The organism is Streptomyces sp. CT34, assembly GCF_000805335.1.
In the GTDB taxonomy this organism is placed as follows: Bacteria; Actinomycetota; Actinomycetes; order Streptomycetales; family Streptomycetaceae; genus Streptomyces.
Window position 1 is genome coordinate 6,034,861 of the sequence record NZ_KN708638.1, and the last position, 26,979, is coordinate 6,061,839.

Annotated in this window: 14 protein-coding genes, 1 tRNA gene, 1 rRNA gene, 1 pseudogene and 2 other annotated features; of the genes and pseudogenes, 14 read left to right on the top strand and 3 right to left on the bottom strand. The window is 71.3% G+C overall.

The genetic code is table 11. The features are described 5' to 3' along the window. Positions 1-17 precede the first annotated feature (17 nt). Positions 18-259: a sequence feature (23S ribosomal RNA rRNA prediction is too short), on the top strand. Between the two features lie 31 nt (positions 260-290). Continuing rightward, positions 291-1,158 (top strand) — a sequence feature (23S ribosomal RNA rRNA prediction is too short). An 86-nt stretch (positions 1,159-1,244) separates the two neighbouring features. The 3 genes from rrf to RZ84_RS26425 all read left to right on the top strand — a co-directional run bounded on the left by rrf (position 1,245) and on the right by RZ84_RS26425 (position 2,288). Further along, positions 1,245-1,361 (top strand): 5S ribosomal RNA (gene rrf / locus RZ84_RS26415). A gap of 115 nt (positions 1,362-1,476) precedes the next feature. Beyond that, positions 1,477-2,154, top strand: coding sequence for a DegT/DnrJ/EryC1/StrS family aminotransferase (locus tag RZ84_RS26420; protein WP_043270889.1), 678 nt, complete (start codon positions 1,477-1,479; stop codon positions 2,152-2,154). Positions 2,155-2,215: 61 nt separating this feature from the next. Beyond that, a tRNA-Thr gene (locus RZ84_RS26425) sits at positions 2,216-2,288 on the top strand. A 104-nt stretch (positions 2,289-2,392) separates the two neighbouring features. Here the strand turns inward: RZ84_RS26425 and RZ84_RS26430 are convergent. Continuing rightward, complete coding sequence (locus RZ84_RS26430) at positions 2,393-5,014, bottom strand: SpoIIE family protein phosphatase (RefSeq protein WP_043266390.1); 2,622 nt, start codon at positions 5,012-5,014, stop codon at positions 2,393-2,395. 427 nt (positions 5,015-5,441) lie between these two features. On the opposite strand from RZ84_RS26430, the gene RZ84_RS26435 reads away from it, so the two are divergent. From RZ84_RS26435 to RZ84_RS26480, 10 genes are all read left to right on the top strand, one after another. Further along, positions 5,442-10,943 (top strand): HAMP domain-containing protein, encoded by a 5,502-nt coding sequence (locus tag RZ84_RS26435; protein ID WP_078894210.1) that lies wholly within the window; start codon positions 5,442-5,444, stop codon positions 10,941-10,943. Positions 10,944-11,199: 256 nt separating this feature from the next. Then, positions 11,200-11,859 carry a response regulator gene (locus RZ84_RS26440; RefSeq protein ID WP_043266392.1) on the top strand — a complete coding sequence of 220 codons (660 nt, stop codon included), beginning with the start codon at positions 11,200-11,202 and terminating at the stop codon, positions 11,857-11,859. Positions 11,860-11,970: 111 nt separating this feature from the next. Further along, positions 11,971-14,754 carry a DNA translocase FtsK gene (locus RZ84_RS26445; RefSeq protein WP_078894755.1) on the top strand — a complete coding sequence of 928 codons (2,784 nt, stop codon included), beginning with the start codon at positions 11,971-11,973 and terminating at the stop codon, positions 14,752-14,754. 225 nt (positions 14,755-14,979) lie between these two features. Continuing rightward, positions 14,980-15,843 (top strand): helix-turn-helix domain-containing protein, encoded by an 864-nt coding sequence (locus RZ84_RS26450; protein ID WP_043266394.1) that lies wholly within the window; start codon positions 14,980-14,982, stop codon positions 15,841-15,843. A 105-nt stretch (positions 15,844-15,948) separates the two neighbouring features. Beyond that, positions 15,949-17,454 (top strand): 30S ribosomal protein S12 methylthiotransferase RimO, encoded by a 1,506-nt coding sequence (gene rimO / locus RZ84_RS26455; RefSeq protein WP_043266395.1) that lies wholly within the window; start codon positions 15,949-15,951, stop codon positions 17,452-17,454. Continuing rightward, a complete protein-coding gene (gene pgsA, locus RZ84_RS26460) occupies positions 17,451-18,110 on the top strand; it encodes a CDP-diacylglycerol--glycerol-3-phosphate 3-phosphatidyltransferase (protein WP_043266396.1) in 660 nt (219 codons plus the stop codon). Before rimO ends, pgsA begins: the two co-directional genes overlap by 4 nt. Beyond that, positions 18,107-18,643 carry a CinA family protein gene (locus RZ84_RS26465; protein WP_043266397.1) on the top strand — a complete coding sequence of 179 codons (537 nt, stop codon included), beginning with the start codon at positions 18,107-18,109 and terminating at the stop codon, positions 18,641-18,643. The genes pgsA and RZ84_RS26465 overlap by 4 nt, the downstream gene beginning before the upstream one ends. Before the next feature lie 94 nt (positions 18,644-18,737). Beyond that, on the top strand, positions 18,738-19,121 hold the full coding sequence (locus RZ84_RS26470; protein ID WP_043266398.1) for a helix-turn-helix domain-containing protein: 384 nt from the start codon (positions 18,738-18,740) through the stop codon (positions 19,119-19,121). 202 nt (positions 19,122-19,323) lie between these two features. Then, entirely contained in the window at positions 19,324-19,794 is a 471-nt protein-coding gene (locus RZ84_RS26475) for a Dps family protein (protein ID WP_043266399.1), read from the top strand. Positions 19,795-19,921: 127 nt separating this feature from the next. Further along, positions 19,922-20,248: a hypothetical protein gene (locus RZ84_RS26480; RefSeq protein ID WP_347232789.1), complete on the top strand. Its 327-nt coding sequence runs from the start codon at positions 19,922-19,924 to the stop codon at positions 20,246-20,248. A gap of 56 nt (positions 20,249-20,304) precedes the next feature. Here the strand turns inward: RZ84_RS26480 and RZ84_RS26485 are convergent, their stop codons facing one another. Next, entirely contained in the window at positions 20,305-21,174 is an 870-nt protein-coding gene (locus tag RZ84_RS26485; protein WP_043266400.1) for an Fpg/Nei family DNA glycosylase, read from the bottom strand. A gap of 66 nt (positions 21,175-21,240) precedes the next feature. Beyond that, entirely contained in the window at positions 21,241-25,986 is a 4,746-nt protein-coding gene (locus tag RZ84_RS26490) for an ATP-dependent helicase (protein ID WP_043266401.1), read from the bottom strand. Between the two features lie 314 nt (positions 25,987-26,300). On the opposite strand from RZ84_RS26490, the pseudogene RZ84_RS26495 reads away from it, so the two are divergent. Further along, positions 26,301-26,979: pseudogene (locus RZ84_RS26495) on the top strand (AraC family transcriptional regulator); the annotation flags it as partial.

Consider the following 26,979-nt stretch of genomic DNA (forward strand, 5'->3'; position numbering starts at 1 on the left):
GCTGGGGGTGGCCGCAGAGACCAGCGAGAAGCGACTGTTTACTAAAAACACAGGTCCGTGCGAAGCCGTAAGGCGATGTATACGGACTGACGCCTGCCCGGTGCTGGAACGTTAAGGGGACCGGTTAGTCGACCTTCGGGTTGGCGAAGCTGAGAACTTAAGCGCCAGTAAACGGCGGTGGTAACTATAACCATCCTAAGGTAGCGAAATTCCTTGTCGGGTAAGTTCCGACCTGCACGAATGGCGTAACGACTTCTCGACTGTCTCAACCATAGGCCCGGTGAAATTGCATTACGAGTAAAGATGCTCGTTTCGCGCAGCAGGACGGAAAGACCCCGGGACCTTTACTATAGCTTGATATTGGTGTTCGGTTCGGCTTGTGTAGGATAGGTGGGAGACTGTGAAGCGCCAACGCCAGTTGGTGTGGAGTCGTTGTTGAAATACCACTCTGGTCGTGCTGGATGTCTAACCTGGGTCCGTGATCCGGATCAGGGACAGTGTCTGGTGGGTAGTTTAACTGGGGCGGTTGCCTCCTAAAGGGTAACGGAGGCGCCCAAAGGTTCCCTCAGCCTGGTTGGCAATCAGGTGTTGAGTGTAAGTGCACAAGGGAGCTTGACTGTGAGACTGACGGGTCGAGCAGGTACGAAAGTAGGGACTAGTGATCCGGCGGTGGCTTGTGGAAGCGCCGTCGCTCAACGGATAAAAGGTACCCCGGGGATAACAGGCTGATCTTCCCCAAGAGTCCATATCGACGGGATGGTTTGGCACCTCGATGTCGGCTCGTCGCATCCTGGGGCTGGAGTCGGTCCCAAGGGTTGGGCTGTTCGCCCATTAAAGCGGTACGCGAGCTGGGTTTAGAACGTCGTGAGACAGTTCGGTCCCTATCCGCTGTGCGCGTAGGAGTCTTGAGAAGGGCTGTCCCTAGTACGAGAGGACCGGGACGGACGAACCTCTGGTGTGCCAGTTGTTCTGCCAAGGGCATGGCTGGTTGGCTACGTTCGGAAAGGATAACCGCTGAAAGCATCTAAGCGGGAAGCCTGCTTCGAGATGAGGGCTCCCTCCCACTTGATGGGGTAAGGCTCCCAGTAGACGACTGGGTTGATAGGCCAGATATGGAAGACCGGTAACGGTTGGAGTTGACTGGTACTAATAGGCCGAGGGCTTGTCCTCAGTTGCTCGCGTCCACTGTGTAGGTTCTGAAGTAACGAACTCGCCATGCTGGTTGGAGTTCATCTTCATAGTGTTTCGGTGGTTATTGCGTTAGGGAAACGCCCGGTTACATTCCGAACCCGGAAGCTAAGCCTTTCAGCGCCGATGGTACTGCAGGGGGGACCCTGTGGGAGAGTAGGACGCCGCCGAACAATCATTCAGCTCCGGCTCCTGAACCCTCTGGTTCAGGAGCCGGAGCTTTTTTGTTCGGAAGGTGAGGTGACGGGCGTAACGTGCCGTTCAACTCAGCTGGACATGCTCCGCGGCATGGGGACAGTGGGAACGCTCAGGTCGGCCGGTGTCCGTGCAGGTGACGAGGTGGTGGTGCCGGCCTACGGCAACGCCGAAGTCGCCCAGGCCGTGGTGGAGTTGGGGGCGGTGCCGGTGTTCGCGGATGTGGATGCCGAGAGCTACTGTCTGGATCCGGCGGCCGTGTCGGATGTGGTGTCCGGTCAGACGGCCGCGGTGGTGGCGATACACCGGTTCGGGCGGCAGGCGGATGCCGGGTGGATCCGTGAAGTCGGCCAGCGGTACGGGCTGTTGGTCGTGGTCGAGGACGAGCCCGGGGCGCGGCCGGACGGGGTGGAGCAGCGGCGGGCGCATGCCACGTATCTCGACGGGAGGCTGAACGGGGTCGCGACGCCGGCGCCGGCGGTGGGGCACACCTACCAGCAGTATGTGGTGCGGGTGCCGGGGAACGGGCGGCCGGACCGGGATGCGTTCGCACGGGCCTTGCGGGCCAAGGGAGTTGCCTGCAAGGTGCCCGTACAGGCGCCGGTGTACCGGTTGCCGGGGCTGCGGCGGGATGTGTTTCTGCCGCAGACCGAGCGGGCCGTGGACGAGACGCTGGCGCTGCCGTTGCATGCCGCGATGACGCGGCGGGAGCTGCACCGGATGGTGGGGGCGTGCAATGCGCTGGGGGGATTGCTGCAGCCGGCCTTTTAGGCGGTGCGGTGTGCGGTTCGGACATGGCGCGGAGTTGGGGTACTATTTATCTCGTTGCCGCGCCCCAATAGCTCAGTCGGCAGAGCGTCTCCATGGTAAGGAGAAGGTCTACGGTTCGATTCCGTATTGGGGCTCAGAAAAGGGAAAGTCCCCCACCGGATGGTGGGGGACTTTTTCGTATGTGGGGTTGTGGGTGGGGGAGTTGGGGGCGGAGTCGTATCTCCGCCCCCAACGGGGGCTAGACGGCGGGGATTTCGGGGACGCGCATGGCGAGGATGGCCATGTCGTCGGAGGCCGGTTCGGCGGCGAAGCGCTCGACGGCGCGCAGGACGCGGGCGGCGACCGCGCCGGCCGTGAGGCCCGTACACGTCGTCAGGACGTCGGTGAGGCCGTCGTCGCCGAGCATGCGGGCGCCCTCGCGGCGTTCGGTGACGCCGTCGGTGACGCACAGCAGGACGTCGCCGGGGTCGAGGGTGACGGTCTGTTCGTACAGTTCGAGGTCGTCCAGGACGCCGAGGAGGGGCTGGGGTTCGGCGGCCGGCTCGACGGTGCCGTCCTGGCGGAGCCGGAGCGGGAGGGGGTGGCCGGCGCAGACGACCTTGAGCCGGGCGCTGCCGTCGTCCAGCGGCCACAGCTCGCCGTAAAGGAGGGTCAGGAAGCGGCTGCGGGCGCCCTCGTCGAGGATGGCGGCGTTCAGGCGCTCCAGGACGGCGGGGCCGCCGAAGCCCTCGCGGGCGAGGAGGCGGAGCGCGTGCCGGGCGAGGCCGGTGACGGCGGCGGCCTCCGGGCCGGTGCCGCAGACGTCGCCGATGGCGAAGCCGTAGGCACCGTCGCGGATCGGGAAGAGGTCGTAGAAGTCGCCGCCGACCTCGTTGCCCTCGCCGGCCGCGCGGTAGATGACCTCGACCTCGACGCCGGGGATGTCGGGCAGTTCCGGGGGCAGCAGGCTGCGCTGGAGGGACTGGCTGATGGCGGTGCGCTCGCTGTACAGGCGGGCGTTGTCCAGGGCGAGGGCGGCGCGGCGGGAGAGGTCCTCGGCGAGTTCGAGGATCTCCTGGCGGAAGTGCTCCTCGGTCGGTTTGCCGAGGGTGAGCATGCCGATGACGCGGTTGCGGGCGACCAGGGGGAGGACGACGGTCTCGCCGCCGACGGCGGAGGCGGTGGCGAGGGTGGCGCCGGGGCCGGTGGACGGGCGGGCGGACTCCTCCAGGCCCAGGCTGCGCAGCGACGTCCGCAGCGCGGCGTCGTGGGCGGCGTCGGCGGGGGCGGTCCAGACGCGGGCGCCGGGTGTGGGCACCGGCTCGGGCGGATCGACCTTCATCAGCAGGGTCTTGAGGCCGTCGATGCGGTCCTCGTCCTCATGGAGGACGTAGGAGAGTTCCGGTTCCGACGCCTGGTCGGCGACGGTGTAGACGGCGCACCAGGTGGCCAGGGTGGGGACCGTCATCTGGGCCATCAGGGCCAGGGTCTGGTCGCGGTCGAGGGTGCCGGCCAGGAGGTCGGACGCCTCGACGAGGAAGGAGAGGGAGCCGCGGCGCAGCTTCTCCAGCTCGGTGAGGCGGGCGCGTTCGACGGCGAGCGCGATGCGGTCGGCGGCGAACTGGAGGCGCAGCGCCTCTTCGTTGGTGTACCGGCCGGGGGCTTCGGCGGCGACGCCGAGGGAGCCGGTGAGCCGGCCCTCGACCTTGAGCGGGACGGTGACGACCGAGCGCATGCCCGTACCGGACAGGAGCGGGACGGCACCGGGGACGGCGCTGAGGTCTTCGTGGACGGCGGGCATCCGGGCGGAGCCGTAGCGTCCGGATCCGGCTTCCACGGGGACGCGGGCGAACCGCTGGCGGGCGGAGGGCAGGCCGGTGGAGGCGCGGACCTCCAGTTCGGTCTCGTCGTCGGTGGCCAGCAGGAGGTAGGCGGCGTCGCCGTCGAGCATGTCGCGGGCGCGTTCGACGGTGCGCTGGAGCAGTCCGTCGAGGTCGTCGGGGGCCGGCGAGCCGATGAAGACCTCGAACGGGTCGGACGGGCGGCCCTCGGGCGGGGTGGTGGCGTCGGCGGCGGGGGTGCGCTGCGGGCTCTGGAGGATGGCGCGTTCGTGGTCGCGGACCAGGAGACAGACGGTGGAGGCCTCGCCGTCGGCGTCGCGCACCCGCAGATGGGAGGCGTAGACGGGGATGACCCGGCCGTCGGCGCCTCTTATGCCGTAGGAGCCCTCCCAGCGGGAGAGCTGGAGTGCCTCGGCGATGCCGGTGCCGGTGCCGGGGGTGTGCGGCCAGGCGGCGAAGTCGGTGAGGGGTTTGCCGATGACCTGTTCGGCGTCGTACGTGAAGAGGTCCTGGGCGTCCTCGTTCCAGAAGCTGACGCAGCCGCCGCGGTCGATCTGGATCACCGCGACGCGGACCCGCGTGTCGGCGACCGGGAGGGCGTCCACGGGGAGGGCGGGGCCGGCCGCGCGGGTGCCGGCCGGGCGCTCGGGGAGTTCGAGATGGAACCAGACGTGCTTCTGGGCGGCGGTGTACTCCACGCCCCAGCGGGCGGCCAGCGCGCCGCACAGCAGCAGGCCGCGTCCGCCCTCGCGGTCGGGGTGGACCATGGCCTGGCCGGCGCTCTGGAGTGGAATCTCACGTTCGGGGTAGCGGTCGGCGACAGAGATGCGCACGCCGCCGTCGGTGCGCAGGCACAGCACATCGGCGGCGGTGCCGGCGTGTACCACGGCATTGGTGACCAGTTCGCTGGTGAGGACCACGGCGTCGTCGACGATGTCGGCGCAGCCCCAACCCTGGAGAGTGTCCCTGACGAACGCACGGGCAGTGGCGACGGAACGCCCGACCGGCTCGAAGGTGGCGGCGGCCCGCGCGGTGATCACAGCACTCCCCATTGGTTTTTCGTCGCTCCCCCGAGTTCTGTGCCCGTTTCTCGTCGTGTCGATGCGCAAGCCAGGCTAGACGGTCTGGTCAGGCGGTGGGAACAAAGGTGTGCGTCCTGGACGCAGAGCGCTGCGGCGGCCTGGTGCATCCCCCGTGAGGAATGCACCAGGCCGCCGCGTCATGGTCGGCACGGTAACGACACCCTGTGTACTGGATGCTGCCGAACTGTTGTGACTCCTCCCACATGGGGATTCTCGTCCTACCCAAGGCGGTGACGATGGACAGGCCCTGCCCGCCGGGTTCAACGAAACGTCGGTGGTGTGGTTACGTTTCGACTCCCTATGGCTCTGGTGGGCCATGGTGAAACACTGGGCAAGCATGAAGAGAGAGCCCGGAGAGAACGGTCGACCCTGCGGGAGGGACACGGTGGAGTCTGGCGCAGCGGCGCGGGGCGCTGGCACGCGCGCGAAAAGCGGACGATCCCGGAGTAATGGGACGACCGAGGTCGATACGGCCGCGTTGAATCGGCTGTTGGTCGCTCTCGTCGCCATGCGGGACGGAAACTTCCGCAAGCGGCTCACGGTTTCCGGCGACGGCGTCATGTCGGAGATCGCGGCCGTGTTCAACGAGGTCGCGGACCGCAATCTGCATCTGACCGGTGAGCTGGCCCGGGTGCGCCGTGTCGTGGGGCGTGAGGGCAAACTCACCGAGCGGCTGGAGGTCGGCGCCGCCGAGGGCTCCTGGGCCGCGGCGATCGATGCCTCGAACGCGCTGGTGGACGACCTCGTACGGCCGGTGTCCGAGGTCGGGCGGGTGCTGTCGGCGGTCTCCGAGGGCGACCTGGAACAGCGGATGGATCTGCGGTCGCGCAGTTCGGACAGTTCTTCGGAGCATCCCCTGCGGGGTGAGTTCCTGAAGGTCGGCCGGACGGTCAACGGGCTCGTGGACCAGCTCTCGGCCTTCACCGACGAGGTCACGCGGGTGGCCAGCGAGGTCGGTACGGAGGGCAAGCTCGGCGGTCAGGCGCGGGTGCGCGGAATGTCGGGTTCGTGGAAGGATCTGACGGAATCCGTCAATACGATGGCTTCCCGGCTGACGGCGCAGGTACGTGACATTGCTCTCGTCACCACCGCGGTCGCCAAGGGCGATCTGTCGCGCAAGGTGACGGTCCATGTCGCCGGCGAGATGCTGGAGCTGAAGAACACCGTCAACACCATGGTCGACCAGCTCTCCTCGTTCGCCTCCGAGGTGACCCGGGTGGCCCGCGAGGTCGGCACCGAGGGCGAGCTCGGCGGCCAGGCACAGGTCCCCGGTGTGGCCGGCGTGTGGAAGGACCTCACCGACTCCGTCAATCTCATGGCGGGCAACCTCACCGCGCAGGTACGCGGGATCGCCCAGGTCACCACCGCGGTCGCGAACGGCGACCTGTCGCAGAAGGTCACGGTCAGCGCGCGCGGCGAGGTGGCGCAGCTGGCCGACACCATCAACACCATGACCGAGACGCTGCGCACCTTCGCGGACGAGGTGACGCGGGTGGCCAACGAGGTCGGTGCCGAGGGGCAGCTGGGCGGTCAGGCGCAGGTGCCGGGCGCGGCGGGCACGTGGAAGGACCTCACCGACTCGGTGAACAACGCCTTCCGCAACCTCACCGGGCAGGTGCGGGACATCGCGCAGGTGACCACCGCGGTGGCGAACGGCGATCTCTCGCAGAAGGTCACCGTCGATGTGGCCGGCGAGATGCTGGAGTTGAAGAACACCGTCAACACGATGGTGGACCAGCTCTCCGCGTTCGGTGCCGAAGTCACGCGGGTGGCACGGGAGATCGGCGTCGAGGGCGAGCTCGGCGGGCAGGCCGCGGTGCCCGGCGCGGCGGGTACGTGGAAGGACCTGACGGACTCCGTCAACACCGCGTTCCGGAACCTGACCGGGCAGGTCCGCAACATCGCGCAGGTGACCACGGCGGTGGCGAACGGCGATCTCTCGCAGAAGGTCACCGTCGACGTCTCCGGCGAGATGCTCCAGCTGAAGAACACCGTGAACACCATGGTGGACCAGCTGTCGTCGTTCGCGGACCAGGTCACCCGGATGGCCAGGGACGTGGGTACCGAGGGCCGGCTGGGCGGTCAGGCGCGGGTGGACGGCGTCAGCGGTACGTGGAAGGAGCTCACCGACTCCGTCAACTTCATGGCGGGGAACCTGACTTCGCAGGTGCGGCAGATTGCGCAGGTGACGACGGCGGTGGCGCGCGGCGACCTGTCGCAGAAGATCGACGTCGACGCGCGCGGCGAGATCCTGGAGCTGAAGAACACCATCAACACGATGGTCGATCAGCTGTCCGCCTTCGCCGAGCAGGTCACCCGGGTCGCCCGGGAGGTCGGTACGGACGGCCGGCTGGGCGGCCAGGCGCAGGTGCCCGGCGTCGCCGGTGTGTGGCGCGATCTGACCGACTCGGTGAACGGCATGGCCGGCAACCTGACGGCGCAGGTCCGCAACATCGCCCAGGTCGCGACGGCGGTGGCGCGCGGCGACCTGTCGCAGAAGATCGACGTGGACGCCCGGGGCGAGATCCTGGAGCTGAAGAACACCCTGAACACCATGGTCGACCAGCTCTCGTCCTTCGCGGAGCAGGTCACCCGGGTCGCCCGCGAGGTGGGCACCGAGGGCATCCTGGGCGGCCAGGCCGAGGTACAGGGCGTCAGCGGTACGTGGAAGGACCTCACCCAGTCCGTCAACTTCATGGCGAACAACCTGACGTCGCAGGTGCGCAACATCGGCGAGGTGACCACCGCGGTCGCCCGCGGCGACCTCTCCAAGAAGATCACCGTCGACGCCAAGGGCGAGATCCTCGAACTCGTCACCACCGTGAACACGATGGTCGACCAGCTGTCGCTGTTCGCGGAGCAGGTGACGCGGGTCGCCCGCGAGGTCGGTACGGAAGGCCAACTGGGCGGCCAGGCACGGGTTCCGGGCGTCACCGGCATCTGGAAGGACCTCAGCGACAACGTCAACCTGATGGCCAACAACCTGACCATCCAGGTGCGGAACATCTCGCAGGTCTCGGCGGCGGTCGCCAACGGCGATCTGACGAAGAAGGTCACGGTCGAGGCGCGCGGCGAGGTCGCGCAGCTGGCCGACACCGTCAACACCATGGTCACCACGCTCTCGTCGTTCGCCGACGAGGTCACCCGCGTGGCCCGTGAGGTGGGCACCGACGGCATCCTGGGCGGCCAGGCCCGCGTCCCCGGCGTCGCCGGTACGTGGAAGGACCTCACCGAGTCGGTGAACTCCATGGCCAACAACCTCACCGGTCAGGTCCGCAACATCGCGATGGTCACCACCGCGGTCGCCAAGGGCGACCTGACCAAGAAGATCGACGTGGACGCGCGGGGCGAGATCCTGGCGCTGAAGACCACCATCAACACCATGGTCGACCAGCTGTCCTCGTTCGCCGAGCAGGTCACCAGGGTGGCCCGCGAGGTGGGTACGGAGGGCCAACTGGGCGGTCAGGCGCAGGTGCGGGGCGTGGCCGGCACCTGGAAGGACCTGACGGAGTCGGTGAACGAGATGGCCGGCAACCTGACCCGTCAGGTGCGTGCCATCGCCGCGGTCGCCGCGGCCGTGACCCTCGGCGACCACAACGTCCGGATCGATGTGGACGCGGCCGGCGAGATCCTGGAACTCCAGGACAACGTCAACACCATGATCTCCACCCTCCGGGAGACCACCCTCGCCAACGAGGAACAGGACTGGCTCAAGGGCAACTTGGCCCGGATCTCCGGTCTGATGCAGGGCCGCCGCGACCTCAAGGACGTCGCCACCCTCATCATGAGCGAGCTGTCGCCCGCGGTCTCCGCGCAGCACGGCGCGTTCTTCCTCGCGGCGCAGCCGGACACCCGGGAGATCGGCGCGGACGGCGGCGAACCGGGCGCGTACGAGCTGCGGCTGATGGGCTCGTACGGTTACGCCATGGGCGGCATGCCGACGACGTTCAAGCCCGGTGAGACGCTGATCGGGACGGCGGCGGAGGAGGGCCGCACGATCCTGGTGGAGAACGTGCCGTCCGGATACCTCAAGATCGCCTCGGGGCTCGGGGAGGCGCCGCCGGCGAACATCATCGTGCTGCCGGTGCTCTTCGAGGACAAGGTGCTCGGCGTGATCGAGCTGGCGTCGTTCCAGCCGTTCACCCAGATCCAGAAGGACTTCCTCAGCCAGATCGCCGAGATGATCGCGACCAGCGTCAACACCATCTCGGTCAACACCAAGACCGAGGTGCTGCTCAAGCAGTCGCAGGAGCTGACCGAGCAACTGCGGGAGCGCTCCGCGGAGTTGGAGAGCCGGCAGAAGGCGCTGGAGCTGTCCAACTCCGAACTGGAGGAGAAGGCCGAGCAGTTGCGGGCGCAGAACCGCGACATCGAGGTGAAGAACACCGAGATCGAGGAGGCGCGGCAGGTCCTGGAGGAGCGCGCCGAGCAGCTCGCGGTCTCGATGCGCTACAAGTCGGAGTTCCTGGCGAACATGTCGCACGAGCTGCGGACGCCGCTGAACTCGCTGCTGATCCTCGCCAAGCTGCTGGCCGACAACGCCGAGGGGAACCTCTCCCCGAAGCAGGTGGAGTTCTCCGAGACCATCCACGGCGCCGGCTCCGACCTGCTCCAGCTGATCAACGACATCCTCGACCTGTCCAAGGTGGAGGCCGGCAAGATGGACGTCAGCCCGACCCGGATCGCGCTGGTCCAGCTCGTCGACTACGTCGAGGCGACCTTCCGGCCGCTGACCGCCGAGAAGGGGCTGGACTTCTCCGTACGGGTCTCCCCGGAGCTGCCCGCGACGCTGCACACCGACGAGCAGCGGCTCCTCCAGGTACTGCGCAACCTGCTGTCGAACGCGGTGAAGTTCACCGACAGCGGCGCCGTCGAGCTGGTGATCCGGCCGGCCGGTGCGGACGTCCCGGTGGCCATCCGCGAGCAGCTGCTGGAGCACGGCTCGCTGCGCGACCCGGAGGCCGACATGATCGCGTTCTCGGTGACCGACACCGGCATCGGCATCGCGTCCAGCAAGATGCGGGTCATCTTCGAGGCGTTCAAGCAGGCGGACGGCACCACCAGCCGCAAGTACGGCGGTACCGGTCTGGGCCTGTCCATCAGCCGGGAGATCGCCCGGCTGCTGGGCGGCGAGATCCACGCCCAGAGCGAGCCCAACCGTGGCTCCACGTTCACGCTGTACCTGCCGCACAACCCGGGCGGGCTGCCGCCGCAGGGCTATCCGCAGCTGGTCGCCGGGGGGCTGGCGATGGACGCGGAGGCGCGGGAGACCGAGGCCGTGGGCCAGGAGGGCGAGGAGCCGCAGCGCGACCGGGGCCCCGGCGGCAGCCTGGGCAGGCGGCGGCGCCGGGCGGTTTCCGGTACGCCCCGGCGGTTCGCGCTGCCGGGCCAGCCCTCGTCCGCGGGGCAGCAGTCGTCCCAGGCGGCAGCGCAGTCGGATCGGCAATCCGCCGAGGAGCCCTGGCTCGGCAACGGCCAGGACCTGGTCGACCCGGGCTTGGACGGCGGCTTCCACGGCGAGAAGGTGCTGATCGTCGACGACGACATCCGCAACGTCTTCGCGCTCACCAGCGTCCTGGAGCAGCACGGGCTCTCGGTGCTGTACGCGGAGAACGGCCGGGAGGGCATCGAGGTGCTGGAGCAGCACGACGACATCGTGCTGGTCCTGATGGACATCATGATGCCGGAGATGGACGGCTATGCGACGACCGCCGCGATCCGGCGGATGCCGCAGTTCGCCGGGCTGCCGATCATCGCGCTGACCGCGAAGGCGATGAAGGGCGACCGGGAGAAGAGCATCGACTCCGGGGCCTCCGACTATGTGACCAAGCCGGTGGATACCGATCATCTGTTGTCGGTCATGGAGCAATGGATGCGCGCGAGGTGACGGGGCGTCCAGTATGGAGCCGAAAGGGGATCATCGCGTTGCTGACTGAGTGTGGCCGTAGACGTGTGGGACCGCGGGATTCGGGGAACCTTCTCGTCTCTCGCTGCGTTTCTGCTACGTGCACGGTGACATCGCGGTGACAGGGTGTGGCGACAGGCGGGGTGCAGCTACCATGACCGGCACAAGGACGGGCGGCGTGACGGAGTCGTCCCCTGGGGCGGCGTCCGGTTCGATGCCGGGGCGAGGAGGACGGGCCATGGTGCAGAAGGCCAAGATCCTCCTGGTCGATGACCGGCCGGAGAATCTGCTGGCGCTGGAGGCGATCCTCTCTGCGCTCGATCAGACACTGGTGCGGGCATCGTCCGGGGAGGAAGCGCTCAAAGCACTGCTCACCGACGACTTCGCGGTGATTCTGCTCGATGTGCAGATGCCGGGGATGGACGGCTTCGAGACCGCCGCGCACATCAAGCGGCGGGAGCGCACCCGGGACATCCCGATCATCTTCCTCACGGCCATCAACCACGGTCCGCACCACACCTTCCGCGGCTATGCGGCCGGCGCGGTCGACTACATCTCCAAGCCGTTCGACCCGTGGGTGCTGCGCGCCAAGGTCTCGGTCTTCGTCGAGCTGTACATGAAGAACTGCCAACTCCGCGAGCAGGCCTCGCTGCTGAGGCTCCAGCTGGAGGGCGGCCGGCAGAGCGTCGGCGGGACCAAGGAGTCCGCGGGGCTGCTCGCCGAGCTCTCGGCGCGGCTGGCGGCCGTCGAGGAGCAGGCCGAGGCGCTCTCCAAACAGCTCGACGAGAGCGCGGACGCCGCGGCGGTGGCCACCGCCGCGCATCTGGAGCGCAAGCTGACTGGGCTGCGCCGGGCCCTGGACGCCCTGGAGCCGGGCTCGGGAGCGGCGGCGGGCTGACGGGCCGTACGGACGCGGACTGACGGCCCTTCAGGAGGCCGGTGCGCGACACGAATGGGTGAAGCGCCGTGCGCTCGTGCCGCGCCCGTCGGCGCCTGTAACCTCGTCGCCATGGCCTCACGTACGTCCGGCAAGGGAACCCAGCGCACGGCAGGCCCCTCGAAGCCGCGCGCCGGACAGTCCGGTGGCGCCGCGAAGAAGACCGCCGCCAAGAAGGCACCCGCGAAGAAGCCGCCGGCCAAGAAGACCGCGGCGGCGAAGAAGGCCCCGGCCAGGAAGGCGCCCGCCAAGAAGGCCGCGCCGAGGCCGGCGCCGTCGCCGACCGGCGGGGGCTACCGCGTCGCGCGCGCCTGCTGGCTCGGTGCCGCGCACGGTGTCGGGGCGGTGTTCCGCGGCTTCGGGCGCGGCGCCAAGAACCTCGACCCGGCGCACCGCAAGGACGGGCTGGCGCTGCTGCTGCTCGGTCTGGCGCTGGTCATCGCGGCGGGTACGTGGTCCAACCTCTCCGGGCCGGTCGGGCATCTCGTCGAGCTGCTGGTGACCGGTGCCTTCGGGCGGCTCGATCTGGTCGTACCGGTCCTGCTCGGCGGCATCGCGGTACGGCTGATCCGCCATCCCGAGCGGCCGGAGGCCAACGGCCGGATCGTCATCGGGCTGTCCGCGCTGGTCGTCGGCGTGCTCGGCCAGGTCGCGATGGCGTCCGGGTCCCCGGGGCGGGGCGACGGGTTCGCCGCCATACAGGACGCCGGCGGCTATGTCGGCTGGGCCGCGTCCAAGCCGCTGATCTTCACCGTCGGGCAGACCCTGGCGGTGGCGCTGCTGGTGCTGCTGACCGTCTTCGGGCTGCTGGTGGTGACCGCGACGCCGGTGAACGCCATTCCGCAGCGGCTGAGGGCGCTCGCCGTCCGGCTGGGCGTACTGGAGACCGTGGACGGCGGGGAGGCCGGGCCGTACGGCGAGGAGCCGGCGGAGTACGCCGAGGAGTGGCGCGAGCAGCCGGCCCGCAAGCCGCGGCGCGGTGCCGCGGCCGGCTCGCCGGACCAGGACGTCATGGAGGAGGCGGCGCTGGCCCGCCGTCGCCCGCGCCGGGGCGCCGGGCAGCCCGTCGACCGGGAGATGGACGCGGTGGACGTGGCCGCCGCGGCTGCCGCCGCGCTCGACGGCGCGGTGCTGCACGGCGTCCAGCCCTCGCCGCTGGTCGCGGGCCTCAGCAGCGGGATCTCCGGGGAGCGCGGCGCGGACGCCGGGGCGGACAGCGGCTCGGTGCCGCCGGCGCGGGACGCGGAGCCGGCCGCTTCCGAGGAGGAGCCGGCGCGGTCCGTGCCGGACCTGACCAAGGCACCGGTGGACTTCACCAAGCCCGCGCCGGAGGCGTCCGGTGATCTGCCGCCGCGCGCCGAACAGCTCCAGCTCTCCGGCGACATCACGTACTCCCTGCCGTCCCTCGACCTGCTGTCGCGGGGCGGCCCCGGCAAGACCCGCAGCGCGGCGAACGACGCGATAGTGGCCGCGCTGAGCAACGTCTTCCAGGAGTTCAAGGTCGACGCCGCGGTCACCGGCTTCACCCGCGGCCCGACGGTCACCCGCTACGAGGTCGAGCTCGGCCCGGCCGTCAAGGTCGAGAAGATCACCGCGCTGGCCAAGAACATCGCGTACGCGGTGGCCAGTCCGGACGTCCGGATCATCAGCCCGATCCCCGGCAAGTCCGCGGTCGGCATCGAGATCCCCAACACCGACCGCGAGATGGTCAACCTCGGCGACGTGCTGCGGCTGGCCGACGCGGCGGGCGACGAGCACCCGATGCTGGTGGCGCTCGGCAAGGACGTCGAGGGCGGCTACGTCATGGCCAACATGGCGAAGATGCCGCACATCCTCGTCGCCGGTGCCACCGGTTCCGGCAAGTCCTCCTGCATCAACTGCCTGATCACCTCGGTCATGGTGCGGGCCACGCCGGAGGACGTGCGGATGGTGCTGGTCGACCCCAAGCGGGTCGAACTGACCGCGTACGAGGGCATCCCGCACCTGATCACGCCGATCATCACCAACCCCAAGCGGGCCGCCGAGGCGCTCCAGTGGGTGGTGCGCGAGATGGACCTGCGCTACGACGACCTCGCCGCGTACGGCTACCGGCATATCGACGACTTCAACGAGGCGGTGCGCAACGGCAAGGTCAGCCCGCCCGCGGGCAGCGAGCGGGAGCTAGCGCCGTATCCGTACCTGCTGGTGATCGTGGACGAGCTGGCCGACCTGATGATGGTGGCGCCGCGCGACGTGGAGGACTCCATCGTCCGCATCACCCAGCTTGCGCGCGCGGCCGGTATCCATCTGGTGCTGGCCACCCAGCGCCCGTCCGTCGACGTGGTGACCGGTCTGATCAAGGCGAACGTGCCGTCCCGGCTGGCGTTCGCGACGTCCTCGCTCGCCGACAGCCGGGTCATCCTCGACCAGCCGGGTGCCGAGAAGCTGATCGGCAAGGGCGACGGGCTGTTCCTGCCGATGGGCGCCAACAAGCCGGTGCGCATGCAGGGCGCGTTCGTCACCGAGGCCGAGGTGTCCGCCGTCGTCCAGCACTGCAAGGACCAGATGGCGCCGGTCTTCCGGGACGACGTCACCGTCGGCAGCGCGAAGAAGAAGGAGATCGACGAGGACATCGGCGACGACCTCGATCTGCTGTGCCAGGCCGCGGAGCTGGTGGTGTCCACCCAGTTCGGGTCGACGTCGATGCTCCAGCGCAAGCTGCGGGTGGGCTTCGCCAAGGCCGGGCGGCTGATGGACCTGATGGAGTCGCGGAACATCGTCGGCCCGAGCGAGGGCTCCAAGGCGCGCGACGTGTTGGTGAAGCCGGATGAATTGGACGGAGTGCTGGCGGTCATCCGCGGGGAGGCTACCGGGTAGCACGCACGTACGGGGTCACCCGTACGTGGCGGCAGGCAACCGTTTCTTCTGCCGATACGTCAAGGTGAGGGAGGCGTGGGAACGATGCTTCATCCTCCGGCCCCGGGGCAGTGCGGCGGGGCGTTCTGATGGCGTACAAACCCGGCTCTCCCGCTTGCCCGACCCTTTCGCTACACCCCTAGACTGAACTTCCAGCAGGTGGCTACACGCTCGAAAGGCGCCCCCGTGTCCATCGGCAACTCCCCCGAAGACGACCGGCCTTCCGCTGGTCCTCCCGAAGAGGACCGGCCGTCCGCCGGCCAGGACCGGCCTTCGGTCGGTCGAGCCCTCCAGCAGGCCCGTATCGGACTGGGACTGACCGTTGAAGAGGTCAGTACGACGACACGGGTGCGGATCCCCATCGTTCACGCGATCGAGCAGGACGACTTCTCGCGCTGCGGTGGTGACGTCTACGCGCGCGGACACATCAGAACACTCGCCCGTGCCGTGTCCCTCGACCCCCAACCCCTGATCGCGCGCTACGACGCCGAGCACGGCGGCCGGCCGGCGCCGACGGCCGCCGCCCCGCTCTTCGAGGCGGAGCGGATCCGCTCGGAGCCGCGGCGCCCGAACTGGACCGCAGCGATGGTCGCGGCGATCGTCGCCGTCATCGGCTTCGTCGGCTTCACACTCTTCAGCGGCGGTGGCAAGCACGGCGGCGGACCGATCGCGGCCGACACCGCCAAGGCCGACCGGCCCGGGCCGTCGCGCACCATCCACCCCTCCCAGCCCCAGCCCGCGCGGCCCCACCCGGCGCCGTCCGACAGCGCCATCGCCGGACTGCCCAAGGACCAGGTCACGATCAAGGTGACCGCCAAGGACGGCCAGAGCTGGGTCTCCGCCAAGAACGCGGACGGCAATCTCCTGCAGGACGGGCTGCTCCAGCAGGGCGAGTCGAAGACGTTCACCGACAAGAAGCGGATCGATCTTGTCGTCGGCAACGCCGGGGCCGTACAGCTGTACGTCAACGGCAAGGAGGTCAAGAAGGTCGGCGACGAGGGCTCCGTGGAGCGTCTGAGCTACACACCGGGAGACCCGCAGGCGGGCTGAGACCGACCGCTCGCGGGGGTGTCCGCCGCACGGCCCGGGGGTCCGGTGCCGGCGGCGGAGACCTGCGCGCCATAGGGGCGGCCGGGACGAAGTAGGCTGAGCCCTATGCCCGAACGCCGTACCGTCGCCCTTGTCACTCTTGGCTGCGCCCGTAACGAGGTGGACTCGGAGGAGCTCGCAGGCCGCTTGGCAGCGGACGGCTGGGAGCTCGTCGAGGAAGCCGCCGACGCGGATGTGGCCGTCGTCAACACCTGCGGCTTCGTCGAGGCCGCCAAGAAGGACTCCGTCGACGCCCTGCTGGAAGCCAACGACCTCAAGGACCATGGCCGTACCCAGGCCGTCGTCGCCGTCGGCTGCATGGCCGAGCGCTACGGCAAGGAGCTCGCCGAGGCGCTGCCCGAGGCGGACGGCGTGCTCGGCTTCGACGACTACGGCAACATCTCCGACCGGCTCCGGACGATCCTCAGCGGCGGCGTCCACGCCGCGCACACCCCGCGCGACCGCCGCAAGCTGCTGCCGATCAGCCCGGCCGAGCGCCAGGACGCCGCCGGGGTCGCACTGCCCGGCCACGCCCAGTCCGGTGCCGAGGAGCCGGCGGTCCCGCCGCAGGACCTGCCCGCGGGCGTCGCGCCGGCCTCGGGGCCACGGGCGCCGCTGCGTCGCAGACTGGGCAGTGAGCCGGTCGCCTCGGTGAAGCTGGCCTCGGGCTGCGACCGGCGCTGCTCGTTCTGCGCGATCCCGTCCTTCCGCGGCTCGTTCATCTCCCGCCGGCCCTCCGACGTGCTCGGCGAGACCCGCTGGCTGGCGGAGCAGGGCGTCAAGGAGATCATGCTGGTCTCCGAGAACAACACCTCGTACGGCAAGGACCTCGGGGACATCCGGCTGCTGGAGACGCTGCTGCCGGAGCTGGCCGCGGTCGACGGCATCGAGCGGATCCGGGTCAGCTACCTCCAGCCCGCCGAGATGCGGCCCGGTCTGATCGACGTGCTGACCGGCACCGACAAGGTGGCGCCCTACTTCGACCTGTCCTTCCAGCACTCGGCGCCCGGGGTGCTGCGCGCGATGCGCCGCTTCGGCGACACCGACCGCTTCCTGGAGCTGCTGGAGACCATCCGCACGAAGGCGCCGCAGGCCGGGGCCCGGTCCAACTTCATCGTCGGCTTCCCCGGTGAGTCCGAGAGCGACCTGGCGGAGCTGGAGCGGTTCCTCGGCGAGGCGCGGCTGGATGCCATCGGCGTCTTCGGCTACTCCGACGAGGACGGCACCGAGGCCGCCTCCTACGAGGACAAGGTCGACCCGGACGTGGTCGCCGAGCGGCTGTCGCGGGTGTCCCGGCTCGCCGAGGAGCTGACCGCGCAGCGGGCGGCCGAGCGGGTCGGCGAGACGGTGCGGGTGCTGGTGGACCGGACCGACGACGAGGACGACGGCGTCGTCGGGCGGGCCGCGCACCAGGCGCCGGAGACCGACGGGGTCACGCTGCTCACGGGCGGCCCGGACCTGCGGCCCGGTCGTATGGTCGAAGCAAAGGTGGTCGCGAGCGAGGGCGTGGACCTCGTGGCGGAGGTGCTGTCGGTGGACGGTACGGGGTGTACCGAGGAGGCGGGCAGATGAGCGGAGCCTCGGCTTCCGCCGCCGGGAGGCCGCGCACCGCGCCGGCCGTCCGGCAGGCCGGGCTGTGGAACATCGCCAACGTCCTGACGATGCTGCGGCTGCTGCTGGTCCCGGCGTTCGTCCTGCTGCTGATACACGACGGCGGCGCGAACCCGGCCTGGCGCTCGTTCGCCTGGGCGGCGTTCGCCATCGCCATGATCACCGATGTCTTCGACGGGCATCTGGCGCGTACGTACAACCTGGTCACGGACTTCGGCAAGATCGCCGACCCGATCGCGGACAAGGCGATCATGGGTGCGGCGCTGATCTGCCTCTCGGTGCTCGGGGATCTGTCCTGGTGGGTGACGGGCGTGATCCTCTTCCGGGAGCTCGGCATCACGCTGATGCGGTTCTGGGTGATCAAGCACGGTGTGATTCCGGCCAGCCGCGGCGGCAAGATCAAGACATTGGCGCAGGGGACGGCCGTGGGCATGTACGTCCTGGTGCTGACCGGTCCACTGGCGACCTTCCGCTGGTGGGTGATGGCGGTGGCCGTGGTGCTGACGGTCGTCACCGGACTCGACTACGTACGGCAGGCCGTGGTGCTGCGCCGGGCCGGGCTGGCCAGGGAGCGGGCGGAGGCGGCGGAGCGGGCCGAGAGGAACACCGCGCGGTGAGCGGGCCGGGTTCTGTGGCGGCCGGGGCGCTGGAGGTGCTCGCCGGGCGGCGGCAGAGCCTGGCCGTGGCCGAATCGCTGACCGGCGGACTGGTTACCGGGGAGCTGACCGCGGTCCCCGGGGCGTCGCGGGTGGTGCGCGGCTCGGTGACCGCGTACGCCACCGAGCTCAAGCGGGAGCTGCTGGGCGTGGACGGCGATCTGCTGGCCGCGCGCGGGGCCGTGGACGGCGAGGTCGCGCGGCAGATGGCGCGCGGGGTGCGGCGGGTGCTCGGCGCCGACTGGGGCATCGCCACCACGGGCGTCGCCGGGCCGGAGCCCCAGGACGGGCAGCCCGTGGGCACGGTGTACGTGGCCGTGCAGGGTCCGGACGGTGACGGAGAGGTACGACGGCTGGCACTGGCGGGGGATCGCGACCGGATCCGCCGGGACGCCGTCCAGGCCGTGCTCGCACTGCTGTTGAGCGAACTCACAGAAAATGCGCGGGCACAGGATACGGAACAACACGGGGGGAATGGATGTTTGCAGCCCTGAGTGAACACGAACTCGCTCCCGGCACGGCCGCGGCCCGAGGCGGTACGGTGGGGCGAGAAGGATCCGGATCCGAGGTCCGAGGAGGGAGCCAGCGATGATTCTGCTTCGTCGCCTGCTGGGTGACGTGCTGCGCCGACAGCGTCAGCGCCAAGGCCGCACCCTGCGCGAGGTCTCGTCCTCCGCCCGGGTGTCGCTCGGCTATTTGTCCGAGGTCGAGAGGGGGCAGAAGGAGGCGTCCTCCGAACTGCTCTCGGCGATCTGTGACGCACTGGATGTGCGCATGTCCGAGCTCATGCGAGAGGTCAGTGACGAGCTGGCGCTCGCCGAGCTGGCAGCGTCCGCGGCTGCTGGTGACACGGTGCCGGCACCGGTGCGGCCGAAGCTCAATTCGGTGTCCGTCACGTCCCTGGCCGGTGTGCCCGAGGAGCGCGTGACCATCAAGCCCCCGGCCGACGTCGTGGATGTCGTCGCGGCCTGACACCGCAGTTCGTACGTGATCGGAGCCCCGGCGGGCAGCAGCCCGCCGGGGCTCCGTGCTGTCCGGGCGGGGAGCGGCCGGGTGCCCGGGCGGACCCGCTGGGCTGCTCGGAGTAGCGGCTTGGACCGTACGATGGGCTAAATCGGTCTTTTCGGGATATTCGCATGAATGTCCTTGAATGCGCCTGAAAAGGAGTAACTGGATGCCTGTCGTCACGAGCACCCTCTCCGATGAAGCCCGCACCGTCGTCGGGAACGCCCTCCAGGGAGCCCTGGTCGACCTGGTGGACCTCGGCCTCGTCGCCAAGCAGGTGCACTGGAACGTCGTCGGGCCGCGCTTCCGCCCCGTCCACCTCCAGCTCGACGAGGTCGTCGACACGGCGCGGCAGCACGCGGACACGGTGGCCGAGCGGTCCTCGGCGATCGGGGTGCCCCCGGACGGCCGGTCGGCCACGGTCGCCAAGACCAGCGGCATCCGGGAGATCGGGGACGGCTGGATCAAGGACGGTGACGCGGTGCGGACGCTGGTGGACGCGCTCGGCGCGGTCATCGGGCGGATGCGGGAGCGGATCACCGTCACCGCCGATCCGGACCCGGTCAGCCAGGACATTCTCATCGGGCTGACCGCCGACCTGGAGAAGCACCATTGGATGTTCCAGGTCGAGGCCCACTGACCTTGTCCGGGGCGGACCGTGTCGTGCGCCTGGGGGCTTGCGGCACGGTGTGCGCGCCGGGCGTGCGACGGTGCGCTCTGCCGGCGGGCCGCGGGCCCGTCTAACGTCGGCCCCCGAGGAGGCAGGCATGGCGTGGCGCGACTTCATGGCGCGCGGCCCGGACGGGCGGGTGCCGGCCCGCAGGCCGGGCGGCCGGGGGCCGCGGTCCGCGCCGGGCCGCTGGATATCCGCGGCCCTCGTCGGGGGGCTGTGGTGGTGGGCGGTGTTCCGGCTGGCGCTGTGGCCGCAGTCGGCCGGGCCGGTGGAAGGCGCCGTGGTGATGGGCGGCTGGGGGCTGAGTCTGCTGCCGGTGCACTGTGTGCCGTGGGCGGGACGGCGCGAGCGGGCGAAGCGGCGCGCGGGGGCGGACCGGGGGCAGGTCACCAGGGCATGGCGACGCCGTCGCGGCCCGTGAGGTCGTATGCGGCGAGGCGCATGGGGTGAGGGTAGGGAGATGGAGCTGATGGCTCGTCAATTGGATTGCGGGGGTGGGGTGTCGGGCTGGCTGCCGGATGCGGGCGGGAGGGGCTGGCAGGGGGGGGACCAGTACGTGACGCGCTCCTCGGCGGTGCGGCCCTGTTCGGCGGTGCGCACCGTCGTACCGCAGCGCAGGCAGGGGCGGCCGGCGCGGCCGTAGACCCACAGGCGGCGGTCGGGGCGCGACCCCCCACTGCCCTCGAACGGGCGTGGGCGGTACCCCCATGGGGTGGTCACCCGGGCGGGGCGGTGCTTGTTGGCTTCCAGGAGCTTCTTGGCGAGCGCCGGGGCGCGCTCGGGGTCGGCGAGATCACCGACGGGGAGCCAGGGCGAGGCGCGGAGCAGGAAGCAGAGCTCGGACTTGTAGACATTGCCGATGCCGGCCAGGTTGCGCTGGTCGAGCAGCGCCTCGCCGAGGGGGCGGCCCGGGGCCGCGAGCAGCCGGCGCAGGGCTTCGGCGGGGTCCCAGTCGGGGCCGAGGAGGTCGGGGCCCAGATGGCCGGTGACCCGGGCCTCGTCGGCGGTGCGCAGCAGGTCGAGGACGGGGAGGCGGTAGCCGACGGCGGTGTGCGCGGCGGTGCCGAGGACGGCCCGGATCTGGTGGGCGGGGCCGCCGCGCCAGCGCTCGGCGGGGGCGTAGATCTGCCAGGCGCCGTCCATCCGCAGATGGGAGTGCAGGGTGAGACCGCCCTCGAAGCGGGTGAGCAGATGCTTGCCGCGGGGCACCACCTCCAGCACCTCGCGGCCGGTCAGATCCACCGTCGCGAGCCGGGGAACGCGCAGGTCGCAGCGGATCAGCGGGCTGCCGGCCAGGGCCTCCTGGAGGCGCCGGGCCAGCCGCCAGACCGTGTCACCTTCGGGCATGGGGCCATCATGCACGCTGCGGCGGGCGAGCGGTGGCCCGCGTCCGGCGGGCCGGCCCGCCACGGGTCAGCCGCGCAGCCGCAGACCGCGCGGCGTCGGATGGAAGCCGGCGGCCTCCAATATCGGGGCGAAGGGGGAGGTCAGGGCGGCGGTGCCGTTGATCCGCTCGGTGGTGATGGTGCCGAGCGCGCCGGCCCGGGCCGCGTCGGTGAGGGCGGCGACGGCGGGCTGGAGACGGGGGTCGGTGGCGGCGTCGGCAGGGTCGCCGAGCGGCCAGAGGAGCAGGGTCTTGCCGCCGCGCTCCATGTAGAGCGTCAGCTCCCCGTCGACCAGTACGACCAGGGAGCCCGCCTTGCGGCCCGGCTTGTGGGTGGAGCCCTCGGGCGGATCGGGCCAGGGCAGCGCGGCACCGTACGCGTTGGCGGGGTCGGCGGCGGCCAGGAGGAGGGCGCGCGGCGGGCCGTCGCGGCGGGCGGGCGCCGGCGCGCCGTCCGGGAGGGTGGTGTCGGCGGTGCGCTCCCGCCGGCTGCTGACCGCGCGCAGCCGGTCCACCGCGCCGTCCATCGCGAACTGGGCGGCGCCCAGCCCCTCGACGACATAGCCGCGGCGGGCCTGCCCGGACTCCTCGAAGGCGGCCAGTACGCGGTAGGCGGCGGAGAAGCCGCCCACGACGCCCTCGGCGGCGACCGCGCCGCGGGTGACGATGCCGTGCCGGTCCAGGAGCGTACGGGCCAGGGCGTGCGCCCGGTGGGTGGGGTCGGGCTCGGGGGCGGGCAGCAGGGACCACCGGCCGCCGACCGTGGGCGGGCCGGAGCGGGAGGCGGTGGGCCGGCCGGCCGCCGCGGTCAGCGAACCGTACCTGCCCCGGGGGACGGCGCGGCGGGCGCGGTGGGCGGTCGAGCCCGCCGTGCGGCCGGAGCCGAGGAGGGCGCGGAGCGGGGCGAGGGTGTCGTTGGTGAGCCGCCCCGACCAGGCCAGATCCCAGATGGCGCCGGCGAGTTGGGGGTCCGTGGCATCGGGGTGGGTGGTGGCGCGGACCTGATCGGCGATCTGCCGGAAGAACAGGCCGTAACCGGGGGCGAGGGCGGCGAGCACGGCGTCGTGCAGCGCGGTCAGCTCCAGGGGGAGCGGGGGCGGGAGCAACAGGGGCGCGGAGTCGGCGAGATGGAGGGTGAGCCAGCCGTCCTTGCCGGGGAGGGCGCCGGCGCCGGCCCACAACACCTCGCCGGTGGCGGTGAGTTCGTCCAGCAGCGCCGGGGAGTACCCGCCGACGCGGGACGGCAGCACCAGCTTCTCCAGGGCCGAGGCGGGCACCGGCGCGCCCTGGAGCTGCTCGACGGCGCGCACCAGGCCGTCGATACCGCGCAGGCCGTACGGACCGGCGGGCGGGGCGGCCGGCGCACCGGCGGCCGGCGCCGGGCGCGGCGGGCCGACCTGCTGCCACTGGGGGAGGAAGGCGGCGAGCGCGGCGGGCGGCACCGGCTCCAGCTCCTCGCGCAGCGCGGCCAGCGAGCGGCGGCGCAGCCGGCGCAGCACCTGGGCGTCGCACCACTCCTGACCTATCCCGGCGGGGTGGAACTCGCCCTGGACGACCCGGCCGGCGGCGGCGAGGCGGTGCAGCGCTCCGTCCGTGACGGCCGTGCCGAGGCCGAAGCGGGCGGCGGCCTGCTCGGACGTGAACGGGCCGTGGGTGCGGGCATAACGGGACAGCAGATCGCCCAGCGGGTCCTTGACCGGCTCGGTGAAGGACTCCGGGACGCCGACCGGCAGCGCGGTGCCCAGCGCGTCCCGGAGCCGCCCGGCGTCCTCGACGGCCGCCCAGTGGTCGGCGCCGGCGATCCGCACCCGGATGGCACGCCGGGCGGCGGCCAACTCCCGTGGCCAGGCCGGATCCGCGCCGCGCTCGGCCAGCTCCCCGTCGGTCAGCGGCCCCAGCAGCCGCAGCAGATCGGCGACGCCCTCGGCGTCCTTGGCGCGCCGGTCCTCCGTACGCCACTGGAGCTCGCGCTCCAGCTCGGCCAGCACCTCCGCGTCCAGCAGCTCGCGCAGCTCGGCCTGGCCCAGCAGCTCGGCCAGCAGCCGGGAATCCAGCGAGAGCGCGGCGGCGCGGCGCTCGGCCAGGGGGGAGTCGCCCTCGTACAGGAACTGGGCGACATAGCCGAAGAGCAGCGAGCGGGCGAACGGGGACGGCTCGGGGGTGGTCACCTCCACCAGGCGGACCCGGCGGGCCTCGATGTCGCCCATCAGTTCCGCCAGGCCCGGCACGTCGAAGACGTCCTGGAGGCATTCGCGGACCGCCTCCAGCACGATCGGGAAGGACCCGAACTCGCTTGCCACCTGGAGGAGCTGGGCGGCGCGCTGGCGCTGCTGCCACAGCGGCGTGCGCTTGCCGGGGCTGCGCCGGGGCAGCAGCAGGGCGCGCGCCGCGCACTCCCGGAAGCGGGAGGCGAACAGCGCGGAGCCGCCGACCTGGTCCGTGACGAGCTGGTCGACCTCGCCCCGGTCGAAGACGACATCGGCGGCTCCCACCGGGGACTGCTCCGGGTCGTACTCCGGGCGGTCGGCCGAGCCGCCGAGGCCGGTGTCGCCGTCGAGGAGGTCGAGGCCCATCAGATCGGCGTCCGGCAGCCGCAGCACGATGCCGTCGTCGGCGTGCATCACCTGGGCGTCCATGCCGTGGCGCTCGGTGAGCCGGGCGCCGAGGGCCAGCGCCCAGGGTGCGTGCACCTGCGCGCCGAACGGGGAGTGGATGACGATGCGCCAGTCGCCCAGCTCGTCGCGGAAGCGCTCGACGACGATCGTGCGGTCGTCCGGGACATGGCCGCAGGCCTGCCGCTGCTCGGTGAGATAGCCCAGGACGTTGGAGACCGCCCAGTCGTCGAGCCCGGCGGCGGCCAGCCGGGCGCCGGCGTCCTGTGGGGGCAGCGAGCCGATCTCCCGGAGGAACGCGCCCAGCGCACGGCCCAGTTCGAGCGGACGGCCGAGCTGGTCGCCCTTCCAGAAGGGCAGCCGGCCGGGGACTCCGGGGGCGGGGGTGACCAGGACCCGGTCGCGGGTGATGTCCTCGATGCGCCAGGACGTCGTGCCGAGCGTGAAGACGTCGCCCACGCGGGATTCGTAGACCATCTCCTCGTCCAGTTCCCCCACCCGTCGCCCGCCCCCCTTCGCGGAGCTCTCGCCCGCCAGGAAGACGCCGAACAGACCGCGGTCGGGGATCGTGCCGCCGGACGTCACGGCCAGGCGCTGGGCGCCGGGGCGGCCGGTGACCGTCTGCGCGACGCGGTCCCAGACGACGCGCGGGCGCAGCTCGGCGAAGGCGTCGGAGGGATAGCGGCCGGCGAGCATGTCCAGGACGGCGGTGAACGCGGACTCCGGGAGGGCCGCGAACGGGGCCGCCCGGCGGACCACGGCCAGCAGCTCCCCGACGTCCCAGGTGTCCATCGCGGTCATCGCGACCAGCTGCTGGGCCAGCACGTCCAGCGGATTGGCGGGCACTCGCAGCGCCTCGATGGCGCCGGTGCGCATCCGCTCCGTCACCACCGCCGCCTGCACCAGATCGCCCCGGTACTTGGGGAAGACGATGCCCGTCGAGACCGCGCCGACCTGATGGCCGGCCCGGCCCACCCGCTGGAGCCCGGAGGCGACCGACGGCGGCGACTCCACCTGGACGACCAGATCGACCGCGCCCATGTCGATGCCCAGCTCCAGACTGGAGGTGGCGACCACCGCCGGCAGCCGGCCGGCCTTCAAGTCCTCCTCCACCTGGGCGCGTTGCTCCTTGGAGACGGAACCGTGGTGGGCGCGGGCCAGCAGGGGCGGCGCGCCCTTGGCGGCACCGGACTCGGCCATCAGCTCCGCGGGGGAGTGGTGCTCGGGGAGCGCCGCACCGACCGTGCGCTCGTACGCGATCTCGTTGAGGCGGTTGCACAGCCGCTCGGCCAGGCGGCGGGAGTTGGCGAAGACGATCGTGGAGCGGTGCGCCTGGACGAGGTCGGCGATCCGCTCCTCGACCTGCGGCCAGATGGACGGCTTCTCGCCCGGGTCGCCCTCCTGGACGGGGGAGCCGCCCAGCTCTCCCATGTCCTCCACCGGGACGACCACCGACAGGTCGAACTCCTTCCCGGACGGCGGCTGGACGATCTCCACCCGGCGCCGCGGGGAGAGATAGCGGGCCACCTCCTGCACCGGGCGGACCGTCGCCGACAGCCCGATCCGGCGGGCCGGGCGGGCGAGCAGCTCATCCAGCCGCTCCAGGGAGAGCGCCAGATGCGCACCGCGCTTGGTGCCGGCGACGGCGTGCACCTCGTCCACGATGACCGTCTCGACGCCGGCCAGCGCCTCCCGGGCCGAGGACGTCAGCATCAGGAACAGCGACTCGGGGGTCGTGATGAGGATGTCCGGCGGGCGGACGGCCAGCGAGCGCCGCTCGGCGGGCGGGGTGTCACCGGAGCGGATGCCCACCCGGATGTCCGGCTCCGGCAGCCCGAGGCGGACCGACTCCTGGCGGATCCCGGTCAGCGGGCTGCGCAGATTGCGCTCCACGTCGACGGCGAGCGCCTTGAGGGGGGAGACGTACAGCACCCGGCAGCGCTTCTTGGGCTCGGCGGGCGGCGGGCTGCCCGCCAGCGCGTCCAGCGACGCGAGGAAGGCGGCCAGGGTCTTGCCGGAGCCGGTCGGCGCCACCACGAGGACGTCGGAGCCGGCGCCGATCGCCCGCCAGGCGCCCTCCTGCGCGGCGGTGGGCGCGCTGAAGGCCCCGGTGAACCATCCCCGGGTCGCCGGCGAGAACGAATCGAGCGCTGCCTCGGTCATGTTCCCCATCGTGCACCGGACCACTGACAATCCGGTCCGGCGCCCGTCACGGACGGCCCGCCGAGGCGCCGCCGCCCCCGGCCACCCGCGCCCGTCACCGCCTGCCGCGGCCCGCCGCCCCCCGTCCACGGTGCGGACGTCCCGGCCCGCGGCGGTCCGGCGGGCGCAGAATGGGGGGCATGTTCATGATCGACGGGGGCGGCGCGGGCGGCGGTTCCGTACCGCGCGGCGCGGCCGGCGCGCGGGCGGTGCCGCGGGCCCGCGGCGAATGGGCGCGCCACTGGCGCTATGCCGGACTGCCCGGCCTGGACCTGCTGCGCGCCCGCTACGTGGAGCACTCCTTCCCCCGCCATGCCCACGACGGCTATGTGATCTGCGTGGTCACCTCCGGGATCGAGGAGGTCGGCCTCCGGGACGGCACGGTCCACGCCGGCCACGGCGGCATCGTGATGATCAATCCGGAGGTGCCGCACAGCGCGCGGGCCGGCGCCCCCGAAGGCTGGACCTACGCCACGCTCTACCCGTCGGCGGACCTCGTCGCCGGCATCGCCCGGGAGACCACCGCACTGCGCGGCACCGCGGGCTTCGTCCGCACCGTCGCCGACGAACCGCGCATCGGCCGCATGATCGCCGGGATCCACCGGGCGGCCGAGGCCGGCAACGCACTGGCCGCCGACAGCCTGCTGCGGGTCGCCCTCGCCCACCTGCTGCGCCGCCACGGAGGCCCGCTGCCGCCCCGGGCACCTCGTACGGCCGGCGCCCGCACCGCCGCCCGCGCCCGCGCCGCCCTGGAGGAGCGGATGGCCGACCCGCCCACCCTGGAGCAGCTCGCGCGGGAACTGGACACCGGCCCGTTCGCGCTGCTGCGGGCCTTCAAGAGCGCGTACGGCATGCCGCCGCACACCTGGCTGACCGACGCCCGGGTGCGCCGCGCCCGCCTCCTCCTGGAGGAGGGACGGCCGCCCGCCGAGACGGCGGGGGGGGGCGGCGTCT

What these genes read in the sequence shown, in the direction of transcription:
- RZ84_RS26490 (WP_043266401.1), bottom strand. Translation starts at nt 25,986, where the DNA reads ATGACCGAGGCAGCGCTCGATTCGTTCTCGCCGGCGACCCGGGGATGG.
- RZ84_RS26420 (WP_043270889.1), top strand. Translation starts at nt 1,477, where the DNA reads ATGGGGACAGTGGGAACGCTCAGGTCGGCCGGTGTCCGTGCAGGTGAC.
- RZ84_RS26470 (WP_043266398.1), top strand. Translation starts at nt 18,738, where the DNA reads ATGATTCTGCTTCGTCGCCTGCTGGGTGACGTGCTGCGCCGACAGCGT.
- rimO (WP_043266395.1), top strand. Translation starts at nt 15,949, where the DNA reads ATGCCCGAACGCCGTACCGTCGCCCTTGTCACTCTTGGCTGCGCCCGT.
- RZ84_RS26480 (WP_347232789.1), top strand. Translation starts at nt 19,922, where the DNA reads ATGGCGTGGCGCGACTTCATGGCGCGCGGCCCGGACGGGCGGGTGCCG.
- RZ84_RS26475 (WP_043266399.1), top strand. Translation starts at nt 19,324, where the DNA reads ATGCCTGTCGTCACGAGCACCCTCTCCGATGAAGCCCGCACCGTCGTC.
- RZ84_RS26485 (WP_043266400.1), bottom strand. Translation starts at nt 21,174, where the DNA reads ATGCCCGAAGGTGACACGGTCTGGCGGCTGGCCCGGCGCCTCCAGGAG.
- RZ84_RS26440 (WP_043266392.1), top strand. Translation starts at nt 11,200, where the DNA reads ATGGTGCAGAAGGCCAAGATCCTCCTGGTCGATGACCGGCCGGAGAAT.
- pgsA (WP_043266396.1), top strand. Translation starts at nt 17,451, where the DNA reads ATGAGCGGAGCCTCGGCTTCCGCCGCCGGGAGGCCGCGCACCGCGCCG.
- RZ84_RS26445 (WP_078894755.1), top strand. Translation starts at nt 11,971, where the DNA reads ATGGCCTCACGTACGTCCGGCAAGGGAACCCAGCGCACGGCAGGCCCC.